Origin of the sequence: Sporosarcina sp. P12(2017), assembly GCF_002743035.1 — a bacterium.
In the GTDB taxonomy this organism is placed as follows: Bacteria; Bacillota; Bacilli; order Bacillales_A; family Planococcaceae; genus Sporosarcina; species Sporosarcina ureae.
The window spans coordinates 151,170-165,448 of record NZ_PDYL01000001.1 but is presented as its reverse complement, the minus strand read 5'-3'; the positions used below and the strand labels follow the sequence as shown (position 1 = coordinate 165,448).

The 14,279-nt window shown below is 44.6% G+C and carries 14 protein-coding genes; all 14 read right to left on the bottom strand.

Translation table 11 applies throughout. From position 1 onward, the window contains the following. Positions 1 to 823: 823 nt before the first annotated feature. Positions 824 to 1,981 carry a hypothetical protein gene (locus tag CSV80_RS00915; RefSeq protein ID WP_099669208.1) on the bottom strand — a complete coding sequence of 386 codons (1,158 nt, stop codon included), beginning with the start codon at positions 1,979 to 1,981 and terminating at the stop codon, positions 824 to 826. Positions 1,982 to 1,996: 15 nt separating this feature from the next. Then, the gene (locus tag CSV80_RS00910) at positions 1,997 to 3,082 is read right to left on the bottom strand and encodes a hypothetical protein (RefSeq protein ID WP_099669207.1); all 1,086 of its coding nucleotides are present in this window, start codon (positions 3,080 to 3,082) and stop codon (positions 1,997 to 1,999) included. Positions 3,083 to 3,100: 18 nt separating this feature from the next. Continuing rightward, entirely contained in the window at positions 3,101 to 3,484 is a 384-nt protein-coding gene (locus CSV80_RS00905; RefSeq protein WP_099669206.1) for a phage tail-collar fiber domain-containing protein, read from the bottom strand. After that, complete coding sequence (locus CSV80_RS17425; RefSeq protein WP_158231835.1) at positions 3,420 to 3,566, bottom strand: hypothetical protein; 147 nt, start codon at positions 3,564 to 3,566, stop codon at positions 3,420 to 3,422. The genes CSV80_RS00905 and CSV80_RS17425 overlap by 65 nt, the downstream gene beginning before the upstream one ends. A gap of 11 nt (positions 3,567 to 3,577) precedes the next feature. Further along, positions 3,578 to 4,552, bottom strand: a complete 975-nt coding sequence (locus CSV80_RS00900; RefSeq protein WP_099669205.1) for a putative phage tail protein — start codon at positions 4,550 to 4,552, stop codon at positions 3,578 to 3,580. Then, the gene (locus CSV80_RS00895) at positions 4,549 to 5,646 is read right to left on the bottom strand and encodes a baseplate J/gp47 family protein (RefSeq protein ID WP_099669204.1); all 1,098 of its coding nucleotides are present in this window, start codon (positions 5,644 to 5,646) and stop codon (positions 4,549 to 4,551) included. Before CSV80_RS00895 ends, CSV80_RS00900 begins: the two co-directional genes overlap by 4 nt. Further along, the gene (locus tag CSV80_RS00890) at positions 5,624 to 6,097 is read right to left on the bottom strand and encodes a DUF2634 domain-containing protein (protein ID WP_158231970.1); all 474 of its coding nucleotides are present in this window, start codon (positions 6,095 to 6,097) and stop codon (positions 5,624 to 5,626) included. The genes CSV80_RS00895 and CSV80_RS00890 overlap by 23 nt, the downstream gene beginning before the upstream one ends. Beyond that, positions 6,097 to 6,351 (bottom strand): hypothetical protein, encoded by a 255-nt coding sequence (locus CSV80_RS00885; RefSeq protein WP_143560442.1) that lies wholly within the window; start codon positions 6,349 to 6,351, stop codon positions 6,097 to 6,099. The genes CSV80_RS00890 and CSV80_RS00885 overlap by 1 nt, the downstream gene beginning before the upstream one ends. Before the next feature lie 11 nt (positions 6,352 to 6,362). Beyond that, on the bottom strand, positions 6,363 to 7,343 hold the full coding sequence (locus CSV80_RS00880; protein WP_099669201.1) for an XkdQ/YqbQ family protein: 981 nt from the start codon (positions 7,341 to 7,343) through the stop codon (positions 6,363 to 6,365). Beyond that, complete coding sequence (locus CSV80_RS00875; protein WP_099669200.1) at positions 7,340 to 7,993, bottom strand: LysM peptidoglycan-binding domain-containing protein; 654 nt, start codon at positions 7,991 to 7,993, stop codon at positions 7,340 to 7,342. Before CSV80_RS00875 ends, CSV80_RS00880 begins: the two co-directional genes overlap by 4 nt. A gap of 18 nt (positions 7,994 to 8,011) precedes the next feature. Next, positions 8,012 to 11,752 (bottom strand): tape measure protein, encoded by a 3,741-nt coding sequence (locus CSV80_RS00870; protein ID WP_099669199.1) that lies wholly within the window; start codon positions 11,750 to 11,752, stop codon positions 8,012 to 8,014. A 162-nt stretch (positions 11,753 to 11,914) separates the two neighbouring features. Then, positions 11,915 to 12,406 carry a phage tail assembly chaperone gene (locus CSV80_RS00860; protein WP_099669198.1) on the bottom strand — a complete coding sequence of 164 codons (492 nt, stop codon included), beginning with the start codon at positions 12,404 to 12,406 and terminating at the stop codon, positions 11,915 to 11,917. Positions 12,407 to 12,422: 16 nt separating this feature from the next. Next, positions 12,423 to 12,866: an endoglucanase gene (locus CSV80_RS00855; RefSeq protein ID WP_099669197.1), complete on the bottom strand. Its 444-nt coding sequence runs from the start codon at positions 12,864 to 12,866 to the stop codon at positions 12,423 to 12,425. 17 nt (positions 12,867 to 12,883) lie between these two features. Beyond that, entirely contained in the window at positions 12,884 to 14,278 is a 1,395-nt protein-coding gene (locus CSV80_RS00850; protein ID WP_099669196.1) for a phage tail sheath subtilisin-like domain-containing protein, read from the bottom strand. Between the last annotated feature and the right edge of the window lies 1 nt (position 14,279).

Genomic DNA, 14,279 nt, shown 5'->3' with positions numbered 1-14,279 from the left:
AAGATTGTATGTCTCTTCCCGAGAGAAACGCATCACCGAAACTTTATATTTTCCAGTGCCCGTCAGGCTTTTTCTGTACCCTTAATCGATATTACTTGAATCTATTATGCTATCAATTAAATTGGTCGACATTATCGGTGTTCCTCATTCTTTCGAGTAGTAAGCGTTATGCCCTTGTTTATGTGTTTACAGCCTGGAAGCTGAAGGAATTAAACTCTCTTGAACTTATCTTCAAGTCATGTTGTCGAAGCCTTGACCTCGACAATCTTTTTGCTGACTTTTAATAGTCAGGCCGGCGCCCAGCCGTGGTTAGCATTCACATTCGAAGACGTGTTCCAATTCGTGTTCGACGCGCCATTGTTGCCCCGGTTGACACGGTTGGACGTTTACAGTTTAATCCCTAAATTTCATTAGTTCGTGGAGCGAATATAACCCGAGAGCATTTTGTTGATTTCGGTAAGTTCTAAATCTATTTCCTTAAAAGTCCGACTCTGATGTACTTTCTTTATTTCGATAGCTTAGTAAGGACTTTTAAAACCTGCAAGTAGCCGTCAGCTTCCTGCAGGTAGATTTTCTGCTTCGACTTCACGCTATTTCCCAAAGAAATATATTTTAGTAAATCGAAAAATTTTTGCTTGATCGGTTGAGCTAAACTGAATTTCTCGGATTTCAGGAAGCTTATAACGCACGGGTACATTTTATACAAAAGTTCTTCAGTCCTTCTGTATACATGCATACTTTGTACTGACAAACAAACACCCCTTTCAAACTATGAGCTACGCCTGCGCTCCGGCTTCCGCTCACAAAAACAAGAGAGTAGAAATCAGAGAAGTTCAAGAACCGGCACCCAGCCACGGCGAGCATGCGCAGACGAAGGCGGACCCGAATACGAGTACGACACACCATCGCCGCCCCGAGAAAGACGGGAGGACGCTGCCTCCGCAACTTCTTGACACCATATATACGACCCGTCACCATGAGTATTGTGCGTCAATAAATCAGCGTCAGTAAAATCAATACCCCAATAGGGCACATTGGATTCGACGTTTCCTGGATACATCCAATCTTTATTTTTCGCTTCGATGTGAATTGGCAACATCAGCTTATTCCATTCGCTATTGTGGTTTACCGCACTACTGTAAGCGCCAGCCGGATCTTTGTTTGCTCCCTTCATGAGTCTCACTTTGTAATTCAACCCATTTTTTGATACAGTTTTTGTGCCGAGTGCACATCCTGCCGCATTGATGTGATCCCAAGAAATCGAATGCCGAATCGTTTTCATCGGACGGAAAAGAATTTTTCCTTCGTACGCAAACTTTAACCAGTCGGTATCGTTATGTTGTAGGGTTCCCGCAGATATTCCGACCGCTGCGGATAGCTCGCTGCCAGTAAACAACTCAGCAGCCGGAACTCTTCCGAAGTACCCCGCTTGCATGTCGCCTGCTATTAATTTCAACGGTCCTGGTGCGCCGCTGGTATCATCCGCATTAGGATTTTTTGTGGAAAGCTCTCCTACGTCATTCAGGAAAATCGTCTTTCCGTCAACCTTTACTTCTGGAATGTCAGGAAATATTAACTTTCCATCCGGGGTCGTCGGCGCCTTAACATGCCCCATTTTTTCTAAAGTTGCTCTTCCTGTCGAATGGTTTGACAATTCCTGCGTAGTTGCCGCCCCTGTATCAATTGCCCGAGTACCGTGAGGGTTGCGTTCATTGATGTGGAAAGCTAAATCTTTACCTGTCAGAATGCCAGCTTCCCCTACCGGGACATTAATATTTGCCAACGGAATCTTCGGCCCTCCGATTACGGTTCCATCATGCGAGTGATCCTTTATCAGCCGTTCAATCAATGCTTTCAAAAACACATCGTTATTGATTAACGCTTGATAATTTGGATTCCACGTACTCGGATGGGCTGGATCCGTTGCTTCCAATTGCCGAAGAACATTTACATAACTTGCCGTTCCTGTTAAATTCGCCATCTAATATTCTCCTTTCTAACCTATCGCGATATACGTATAGGTTTGACCTGTCTTATTTGCTTTGTTGGCTGCACCGGTACCAAGCGTAAAGCCGGCAGCTGTGATAGCGCCTATATTGACCCCATCATTTAAAGTGTAGTTTCTCCCATCCAATGCTTGCACTTCTGGTGTAAGTTGCGACAAAGAAGGATACAGCTCAAACGTCGAACCATTCCCGATTACCTTCACATACTTTGCCTGGAAACCTAATGATATATCTCTATTTGCTACATCGTTCCCTGTATAAGTTCCGCTTTCACAACGTGAAGGCGTATAGCCAACCGCGCCTTGTTTCTCGTTCCACGCGTTGATTTGAGCATCTGTTACAAACCGCTTTGTAGTAGATTCTGTAATTATGCTTGCTGGATGAGTAGAGGGGTGCACATACTTATTAGCCCCGGTTTCAACGCCGGAGAGTTTTGTTTTTTCGGCAGTCGTATAATCTTCAGTGGATAAAGCTTTACCGGCAACTTTATCTACTTTCCCGCTAATATCTATAACAGGGATTTTAGAAATTTCGGTGCTCGTATAGCTTTTTGCATCACTTAGAGCCTTTGTTGCCTTAGCTTGCGCGCCCTCGACTGTTTCTTTAGCATTCCACGCAGCCTTTTCTACATCTGACACAAAACGTCTACTGGGATCTTCCGTAATCATCGTTGCCAGGTGAGTGGATGGATGAGTGTACTTATTCGCCCCAGTTTCCACTCCATTTAACTTACTTTTCTCGGCAGTAGTGTAATCCTCGGTTGATAATTGCTTGCCAGTCATCTTATCCACTTTCTTCGATAACTCGTTTGTCATAGTTGCAGAAAATTTCGGGTCATTATTCAATGCATCTGCTAACTCTTTTAGAGTGTCTAACGCCGCCGGTGCGGCTCCAATTAGTTCTTTTATACGGTTATCTACTTCTGTTTTATCTACCTTGACAGCATTTAAAAAAGCACTATTATCAATTAATACCTTAAATAACGGGTTGAACGTATCTGCATGACCTGAATCTGTCGGTTCCACTTTTCGTATATCTGGATAAAATGTTTCTTTATTTCCAGTTTGAATTGCCATTTTTCCACAACCTTTCTTTTAGAATTTCTCTGTCCACTCAAAAGTGATCTCTGTTTCATTGTCCTTATGCTTCTTTTTAAACGCCTTCACTGCGACAATATTTCCCCCACTGTCGACAAGACCAACTTCACTTAGTTCTTTGTCGTTTAACTCCTCCTCTGTCAACGTGCAAGTGAATGTCACCGACGTTGGAGAGGGGTACGAATGGCTGTCCACACCTTTTCGATAGAGTTCGCTATTCAACCTATTCTTTGCCGCATCGGGAGGCACAGGACTGCCAGTCTCATCTACACCACCATCACCAAAAACCATGCCAGTAATTGGACGAAGTGAAACATCACCTGCGTGTGCTTGTGCTAGATGGGAACGCGCTTGTATCAACGTCGTGCTGTTGCTGCTCATTATGAATCACTTCCTTCTCTACTTGTTCTCTTTTCTTTACAAAAATCGTCAGTTCACTTTCTACCTCAATGTGATTGTTCAATACATCGCCTCCTATAGTTTCTGCATTCTGTTACCGTCCATTAAATACTCGCCGTCCATTATCCAGCTGCCATTCATTAGACGCTGGACTCCTACAGTCATCGAACCATCTAAATGCCAGGTGCCATCTATCCGTCTTTCATACACCTTGCGTTCGAAGATTGTGAGATCATGTTCGATTGGTCGAAGCTTGACCAGCTTCGGTGGGTTATCTAGGGTGTGTACATTGTTTAGCGTCCAGTTTCCATCAAGAATCAGAGCTAGATCTTCTTCGTATTCATTGAATACCTTTTCCGTTTTCAAAGTCTCGCGGAAGAAAACCTTATTAATTGGATCTTCTTCAGAAGCACTTGCATTCAACAAAAAACCGCCATTTATATGCCAGCTGCCATTAATCAGCATGCCTAAACCTGGATTATATTGACCGCCCCACCAGGTTGTTTCTGGACGAATTTTCTTTTTCAGTAGTATTTTATGAACAACTTTTCGTTCAGCCTCTATTTTGTCGAGCAGAATGAATATTGCCTTTAGATGAGCCGGCTTCATTTCTTCCACTGTTTTTTTTAGGTCGCTATACGAATTTATAAACTCATTATTCATGGGGATAATAACCCGAAAAGCATATTCGCCATCTATATCTACTACTGTTGCATTTTTATTTTCAATAAATTCGTTAACTATTATTTCCATACGGTGTCTGGTGATTGTGTAGTATTTGTTCAATTCAAAAAGAACCTTCTGAACTCGCTGCCAGTTCAAAAGATTCTTATTTGGCTTGATTCCAAGCATTTGCTCCCAATAGTCAATTGTCCATGTAGCATTTTGTGGATACATTTCAAATGTCAAGCCTTCGATAACCACCGCTATATCATGCATAACCTTGCCGTTCGCTTCAAATACGGATAGCGCCAAGTCATCATTGGTATAGATGGGCGTAACTGACCGGAGCATTTCTGTGCCCGTTGCAGTAGAGATTTCGAATGTCATACAGCTATCACCTCTCCAATGGTAGCACGCTCCCCTTCGGCAAGAATGATATTAGTCGTAGCACTGTTCAACAGCAAACCACTATGATCTTTAACACCCTCTGTATCAGTGATAGCAGTAAAGACATCGGTGTATTTCACAACAGCTTTATCGGCAAGCAACATATCTAGACTTAACTTGATATTGTTTAAAACATCAGCAAGCAAATAAGCTTCCTCTAAAATAATTGAGAGCTTTATATCGACTTTTACTAGAGTCAATGTGTCCACTGTAACAACTGCGCCGATAGGAGCGGTGCCTTCACCCATGCCGTCTATTGGATCAATATATTCTTTTACAGTTGCAATCAATTCAGCAGAGGCAAGTTGCCTGTCGCTGTCTGTAATCAATACCTTGACCGTTTTAGGACCATTCCACAACGGCAAAACGATTACATCTCCTACGCCAGGCACTTCTTTCGCCCATCTGACGTAATCACGCTTGGCGCCACTAAGCGGCTTGTTTCTGTTTCTATCGAGTATTCTAACGCGATAGGACTCATCATCCTCTTCATCGGCTCCGTTTTCAGTAGGCAACTCATTATAAAGACTTGTCAACCCTTTTATTGGCGTTGTAATACCTACTATAGTCTGCGCAGGAACGATGCCAGATAGTCCAGGCTCGATTGCTTTAATACGTAATGTGACTTGTTCGTCACTTCCAATAACTCCGCTATCCATTACTTCAAACAGTTGAGCGACTTCGTTATCATCTCCGATTGTCGTAACGATTGATCCTGCAGGAATAACTGTTTCATGATTTCCTGAGAATGTAATCTCTCCTACTGCACTCACGGGTGGATGCCTATATACACCAATAGGATAGCCGTGCCAATCTAAAAATTGACCTTCTGCGAATTGCGGAAACTTCATCATGAGCGCCATAGTTAATTCATAACTAACCAATCGGTCTGCAACCATAGCTGTAGGTCTAGTGTTATCCCAAAATAATGACCCCTCCGAATTGTCAATATTCGGAGGGGTCATGCGTATCATTAATTCGTGTAGTTCATCTTCAGTTCCTTGTAAAAAATCAGGCAGCGCGAATTCTTCCACTCAACTCACCACCCCTCTGTATTTCAACATTGTCAATTCCGTATACACTTTCTAAAAGGAATGAAATCCAACAGGAATCACCTTCCCAATAAAACGTAAAACCAGTAACCGAAACCGTTCTCTCGTCTACCATTAAAGCCTCTGTGATAGTCCTCCTAATTTCACTCTCCGCTATCCCTCGCGGATAATCAGCAGAGATAATGGATTGAAACTCTACTCCGAAATCGGAACTATATGCATCATATTGATAGCGCTCTGTCAGGCAACACTTGATCGCCCAGAAACGATACGCATCAATCGGTCCGCCTTTTACAGCGCGACCTGTACCTGTAACCACCAGACGTTCTTTTTCGTAATCGTATTTGTAGCCGACTATCTCGCGCAGTTCTTCCACTTCTTCATCCGCCATCAAATCAGGAGCGTCAAACGATGGGTATAATTGTTCTGCCATCATTCCACCAACCCAACTAAGGTAAATGTGTGGCCGTCCTCAATCGGAATACAGAGCACGCGGTCATTCGGCGCAAACGACAAACCCTTCAGCTTGTGATAGTCAGTTGATGGTATCGATACGCCGAATCCGTCGATTAATAAATCCAACTTTGAATCAATCGTCCCGAAGACCGGAAAACTAATCTTCTTCTCAGCTATTTCATTTGATGTACCAGTTAGTATTCCAGCCATTTCATTTACTACGTTGTTCATCGACATTTCTATCACCCTTTCAGCTGCAGTGTCATCATTCGATCGCTACCACGGTCTACACTTTTCACGACACACATTGTATTTATGGTTCCTGAATTAACTTTTATCTTGTCTCCCTTTCGCACCCACGGTATATCTGGATGGACGATAGGACGATTGATTTCTGGTTTTCCGTCTTCCTTCAATATTTCGGCCGCCGCTTCATTGGCCGCTTTCATATTGTCGAAATCCGACTTATATAAAATTTCCTGAGTAATGCCGAATTTGGTTTGACCGTCCTTTGTAGCTTGTACTTTCGGTCGTTTATCACCTTTGGCATTGCCGTAAATCTTAACTCGGGTAACCAATTTTTCGATGGAGCGCTCATCAGAGCTTGTTTCCGTTGTCCAGTCATCCAACTCGTAGATGACTGCGTTGCCACCTTGCAATACGCACTCCATCTTCCCTTTGGTGGATCGGAGTATGTATTTACCGCTGCCTTTCTTCTCAGACTCTTTTATCCGCTCTGTGATAGTGTCAGCAACGTAACTTTTGTATAGCTTTTTTGTTAACTTATTATTCGGTCCTTCTATTTTACCGACGGGAATACCTTGTTCAGCTGCAATTTGCTTAATGCTTGCAGCTGCCGTCATGCCAGTTTTGAAGTAATAATGCTCTTTTGATATTGTGATATTGAATAACGGGTCATACGCAACTACTTGTATTGTGTGATTATCGGAAGTGGTCTTCCACCTCTTAAATGATCCGCGGAATATTTCTTTCCAACCGGTGCCATCCGTCGCTTCGAATACCAAACGTTTATCTAAAAAGACGTGTTGATGAATCCAACCGTCTTCTCGCTTCACGTTTTTCAGTTTCACGGTTAACTTAGCGGCAATCTGGTCTTCCATTTCTTCATGAGACCACGATTCAATTAGTTCTGTAATATCAATCTTAGAACCGTTAGGCGGTAATAATATTAGTCGATAATCAACTCGCATTAAATCGATCATTTCAACCACCCCGCTGGTATGGTCAATTTTTCTCCCGGGTATATCAAGTTGGGGTTTTTGCTTTTTAAATTCTTTTTATTCGCATTCCACAAATCTCTCCAAGCGGTCCCTTTCTGCTTGTATTTCTTGGCTATCTTCCACAGAGAGTCACCTTTAACCACTACATGAATTTTCGGTTTAGGCTTTGATGGGCGAACCTCTTTCTTACCAGATGTAGACCGCTTTACTTCTTTGACAGTGAACGGTCGTAACTCTGTTAGAAACATGGTGTACTTGATGTCTCCATAACCGCCAACATACTCCGGTTCGATATCCCGCAAGAACACAGGAATGTTCCAATCGGTACTGGTAACAATGAACCGAAGCTCTTTGCCTCCTGGTCGTTTGGATTCTGTCCAACTTCTCATCGTTTCGACAATATAATCAGGGGTTAAATCAGAATCTCTGTCGCTAATCGATTGATTCTCACCAGGGAACATACCCTCTAAGCTAAAACTGATAGGTTTACGACCTCTAGGTAGCTCGATTTCGCCCAACACCGTGGGTTCAAACGTCAATACCTTCGTCCCCATCGTAACCGTCATAGACGACGGAGGGACGGGAAGCACGAGAGTCTTTTTATTTACTGGATCAACAAAAGAAAACTTCATATTTAACTTCTCCCTCCGTTATCTTGACATATTGTTTAATGCTTCTCGTAACTTTTCAACAAACTCACGGCTATAGTTGACTACGATATCACGGATCATCTTCTCGTCCGTCTGTCCTCCACCGCTGAACTGCACGGAAATAGGAGCAGAAACATGCACTGGACCGCCTGTATTTTTCACTGTCCCAGCCATCGATCCGGCGAGTGACAATGTCGGCTGTTCAGATTCACCGTAACCTGGAACGATTGGCTCAGGCATCGCGTACTCTTTTACCAATTCCTTCGCTTGACGGAATCGTTCTTGAGTACGCTTGACAAACACGCTCGTGCGCCCACTTGATGGAGAATCCACTAAGTTACTCCGCTCGCTGTCTGACGGTGCTCCTCCGCTGAATCCAATACCTTCCGCGTAAGCAGGTACTTGATTCAAATAGTTCATGGTTTTATGATGCGTCAATACTTCTGTACCTCTAGGTAAATTCATCATTGTAGCTGTGCTAGGCGAAAGCGCCATCTCTCCGTTTGGATAGCGTAATAATTCTGTCCCTCCGCCATCTCCTACAATTGCGTCACCGCCTGGATGGAATCTTGTTCCCTTTGCATAAGCTTTAGGACCGCCACGTCCACCGCTCGGAGCACCTACACTAACTGATGGTGTTGGAACACTGGCAATTCGAGCGGCTAGGTTAGATAACGCGCCTTTAACTGCCGCTGCTCCTGCCTGTATACCATTCAACGAAGCCACCCATCCGGATGCCATACCGAGCGTCATGGCGAGTGCCATGGTATTACCAGTCAACATAGGTCCCGCTCCTGCTAGTGGCATATAAGCTCCTGCCACAACTGCCGAGGATAATCCAAGTACCATCCCGAGTGCCATGGTATTTTGATTCACCATTGCACCAGAGCCAGCTAAAGGAAGATAGGAGCTCGCTACAATTGCAGTGGATTCTCCTAATGTGATTCCCAACGCTGTCGTATTTTGCGTTAGCATAGCCCCTGCACCGGACAATGGATAAAACGCACCAGCGATCCAGCCTGCTGATTCACCCAACGTCATGGTAATGGCGCTAATGTTGTGAACTAAACCTTCAGTTGTGCCCTGCAGCGGATAGAATGCACTCACTATCCAGCCGGATGCTTCACCGGTAACCATCGTCATCGCACTAATGTTATGAACTAGACCCTCAGTCGTACCTTGAAGAGGGTAGAATGAGCCGACAATCCAACCAGACGCTTCACCAGTCACCATTGTCATGGCGCTGATATTGTGGACTAGCCCTTCTGTTGCTCCCTGTAAGGGATAAAACGCGCCAGCCATCCAACCTGCAGATTCTCCGATTGTCATAGTTAGAGCGTCGATGTTATGAGTTAAACCTTCCGTCGCACCTTGTAGTGGATGGAATGCACCAGCGATCCATCCCGCCGATTCACCTAGCGTCATGGTTAATGCTTTAATGTTGTGAGACGCGGCTTCTGCTTTAGACGCCATGCCTGAAATACTCGCTGTTAAAGCCTGGGCGTGTTGATTCAATTCTGCAAAGTCAGGCATTTGACCAGGGGTACCATCGCTTGTCGGAGCAGTTCCGCTTGGTGGCTTTTCTGCCGCTTCAGCTTTTTTACCGAAGAAATTCTTACCGGCCCAATCGCCAATGGTTTCTCCACCTTTACCACCTAAGATACTTCCGCCAATACCGCCCAAGAGACCACCGATTGCAGTACCTACAAGCGGCACGACAGAACCTATTGCGGCACCACCGGCAGCGCCAGCCGCACCTCCTGCAATAGCTCCACCAACGCCACCTACAGCTTTCGCCTTTTCCCCTTTAGGAGCACCAACGACTGCGGCAGTTCCTAGAATCGCACTCAACAACGGAATTCGCTTTCCAAAACTACCAAGCTTGTCGATTCCCTTCGGCAACTTTACAGCTGGCGTTTTAGCGCTCATTTTTTCTATGGCTTTAGTTGTTTGTTTAGGTAATTTCATTTCTTTGTTAGGTCTATCAATCATTTTCTTCATCCACGTCGGGTAAGGAGCTGACCCTGGTGCTGGACCTGGCCAGTTTTGCTTTTTGAAAAGTCCTTTTTCGACCTTTGTTTTGGGTGCTTTTTTCTCTTTGTTCAACATCTTCTGAAACCAAACGGGATAAGGGGCTGAACCAGGAGCTGCGCCAGGCCATTTTTGTTGATTGAAAGGTCCTTTACCCGCTAATTTCCTTCCTGTTCTGGTATCGGTGCCAATTCCTACAGTAGATGATCGAGTAGTTGTGTTAGGCTGATTCCCGCTAGACTTCTTGCTACCAGTCACAATTGGAGTACCTAGACTTCCGCCTTTGCCACCAGGCAATTTATCTTTCAACCACTTGCCTGCCTTAAAAGGAGCTGCAATGGTCTTTAACAAAGGACTTAGCAACATAGAACCAATCGCTCCCGCTCCGAGTGTTGCAATACCGGCTCCACCGATGGATTTCGCAGAAGGATTCTCGAAAGTATCACCCCATAGGCCACCTATAGCTCCCAATCCTTTCATTAGGCCTGTCTTCATACCTTCAAAGATGGCCTCGCCAATTGATAGGCCGATTTTTGAAGCCCAAGGCTTACCCGAACCTTCCCACCATCCGTCAAGAGCTTTCTTACCCTTACCGTTCCACCATCCGTTAATGTCATCCATAACAAAGTTGACTTTGCCCTTAAAAGATAGATCCATAAACTCTTTATTGTTTAGGTAACGAGACTGTACATAATTGAAGCCTTGTTCAAGGTTCGAGAATACGAATTCAGACGCTTTCTTTCCGTGTCCTTTTACGGTGTCTTTCCACCGACCCCATGTATCTTGGTTATTCGCCAACCAGTTATTGATTGCGTCTAGTCGTGGCTTCATCGGTTTTAATATGCCGTCTCCCACGGATCGAAGTAATGAACCTCTATAACCCTTCAACGTGCTTATTACGCCTAAAGACGTCTTCGACAACTTCTCTGCTCCACCATCGAATTTAGTAGTAAGTTGTTTAACGACCCCACCAAAACCGATTTTATCAAACTCTTTTTTAGACAATTTGACGTTAAATTCTTTCAGCCGTTCCATTTCGCCCATTTGACTGTCCGCTAATGCTTCCATTGCATCCGAAACGGTTTTACCTGGCGTTAGCGAAGCCATATCAGCAGATAATTTTAGAAGATCTTTAGCTTGCTTAACATCCCCATTAGTCACACCGATTCCTCGAGTCAACGCAGGGAATAAGTCAACGGAACTGAATGGCGTGGTATCAGCGAACTGACCCATCCACTTGACTAGACTCTTTGCTTTTTTCTCGTTTCCGCCAAGCCAATGCTGCATAGATACTTCATATTGCTCAAAACTCATAGCGGCACCGACAGTAGCGTCTTTCAACTTACCGGCACCAATTACTCCTAATGTGACTGTAACAAGTGCAGGAATGCTTGTAAGCGCCCTGCGGACTCCGCCGATTGCACGACTAGCCAAGTCATAAGCTCGCAAAGTAAAGCGGTAGCTACGATTCGCGACGCGGTGAATGTAAGATGTTACACGGCTTACTACACGAGACGCTTTGTCTACAGCGTTTAACGTCATCGACCACTTGCCACGGTTGAAATCATTGCGGCGTTTGTTCGCCATATTGGTAGACCGTTTCATTGATGCTTCAAATTGTGTGACTGATTGTTCAGCTTTTCTAATTTCGGCACTGTAGTTATCAGTCGCTTCAATCGGTATTTCTACACGATATACTTCTCTTGCCATTCACTCACCTCCGATTCGCAGCTTGTATCGCTTTTCTTTCTTCGTATTCTTTTTCTAACTGCTCACGCATAGAAGAAAAAGCAAAGTCCTGTATGGGTAGGGGCTTCTCTCCGATTTCATCCGGCAGTTTACCGGTTCTTTGGAATATCTCATGCAGAAGGGTTACTCTTCCTCCTGCTCCGATGAGTTTTTTATTAAATCGCTACTTTCCGTACCGAATCCTGAAATGTCGTCAATCTTATCGATGATTGCCGACTTTTCTCCAGCCTTTAAAATCTTATCAATCAAGTCAGGGCCATTAACTACATTCAACTGCTTCCACGCTTGTTTGTTATCCCATAACTCTTTACGATGTTCTGGAATCGTCGCGTGATAGATCAGCAAACTGCGGAACTTGGTTACATCTGTTTCCAATGCAACTTTCACACCGCCTAGATTCTTCGCATTTTTAAACTTTGTTGCCATGTCTTGAAGGTCGTTGTATCTCTTTTCGGAAAGGCCACGAATATCAAACGAAAACAAAACTTTGCCTTTACGAGTGATTTCAATAGTTGTAACGTCTTCTTGTATATCTTCATAAGCGCCTAAAAGGCCGCGAAGGACATCGCCCTCCACCGCCAATAGCTCTTCTTGATCTTTTTTCTTTTCAGTCATTTGTCAATTCCTCCTATTATTCGAAATCCGTGCGCAGTACGCCGGTAAAGTTTAAATTCGCGCCTTTTGAGCGATCTTTCAGTCCAATCAATGCTTTTTGTAGCATGATGGAATCACGAATGATTGTTTCTGTGAATGTCAGAGTGATCGTGTAGTTCGTCGGTACCGCCCACACAATTTTCTTTCCTGCTGGGTTGTAGTCCGTATTTGTAAAGCCAACCGCCATCTGCCAAGTGTTAACTTCAGCAAGGAAGTTACCGTCCTCGTCATACAACTCTCCATCTTTACCTGTTAAAATATTGCGCGGATCGAATTCTCCTGCATCAATTGCCTCTTGAACCTCTGGTGGCAAGTTCGCCCGAAACGTCCATTCTCTGTTTAATACGTCACCAGGAGCGACGTTTGCAAGTACAACGTCGCCATCTGGAACGCAATCTCTAAATACGTAGCGTCCATCCATTCCTCATTACCTCCCTATTAGTACTGGAATCCGAATGCAAGATAAGCTTTTTCAAGCCCGTCCAGATCGACCAGGTTATCAAATGTAAACCAAGCAGAATCGCCTTCAGGTGCTGTTGTTGGATCCACAATCATTTCACCGGATTCAAGTCCACCTTCACGAATCATTTGTCCGATTTCGCCATTAGCGAGTGTACAAACAAATTGACGATCATCCTTGCTGTTATCAATGTTGTTCGCCATTGCTTTATGGATTTTTACCGTAATACGATCAATCAATTCGTAACGAGTACGAACGCGGCGGAGTTTCTTCCAGCCTTCATCCTCATCTTCACCGAGCGACACAAGTGTGTTGATGCCGTAATCGATTTGCGGAATACCGTCTGAATTGAGCGAGAACACCATCATGCCGTTTGTGGCTGCCTCATTGTATTGCGATGCAGTTAACTCTCCTTCAATGCCGATACCCCCAGCAATTGTGTTGCCTGTTAAACTGGATTTATAAGAACCTGAGATAAACATACCGAGTACGCGAGCCGCCGCTTTAGCGCCTGTCAGTACGCCTGTAGTTGTCTGAATGCCATTTCCGATATAAGCAACGGCGAAGTCGTTGAATGCTTTTGCGCGAGACTTACGTACTTCAAAATCAATAGTGGGCTTTTCGCCGACAAATGTCGTCATGCGGTACCCTTCGCGAATCTTCCGACGAACGAACGCATGGAGCGCCGCATGAATAGAAGGATCTTCCGAATCGACCGTGATCGAGTCGTAAAACTTCGTTTCTGTCAGCTTGAATCCGTCTGTGTAGTCCTCTGCTACTGTTTCTGGATCGGAACCGCCAGTTAGTGGTTGATTGATCACTGCCGTTACTGTAGTAGATTCTGTTGAATCTGTAGAAGCTGTAAGAATTTTGCTTTTCGCAAGAACAGCAATGGCTAACGAAAGCGCTTCGTTTTCTCCAGCTGCAAATGTAATGGATTCGATTTGACGACCACCTTCAAAAACGATTAACTCTTTGTTAGTCGGATCAAGCGCCTCGCGAACCGTTACTGAAAATAATCGAGATGTCGGATATAACGTCCGCAACTCTACTGATTTAAGCGTTTCTGCTGTAAGAGACAAAGTGGCCGGTTTTCCTCCTGTGCCAATCCGAACCGTTTGCACGAAGTATGCGCCACCCTCGAATATTTCCTTTACCACGTCGGCACCGTACCCAGTACCCACCATTTCCTTGACTGCATCGCCACTTTCAACCGTAAACAACTTACCGACAGGCCCCCAATTGGACTTGATAACAGCAGCACCTACACCGAGCGGACGTGAATAACGAGCATAACCGCCAGCGTTGTACCAACGGACGAATACTCCTGGACGTGCCTTTTGTTCGCCTAATTTAAACATTGCTCCAATCATT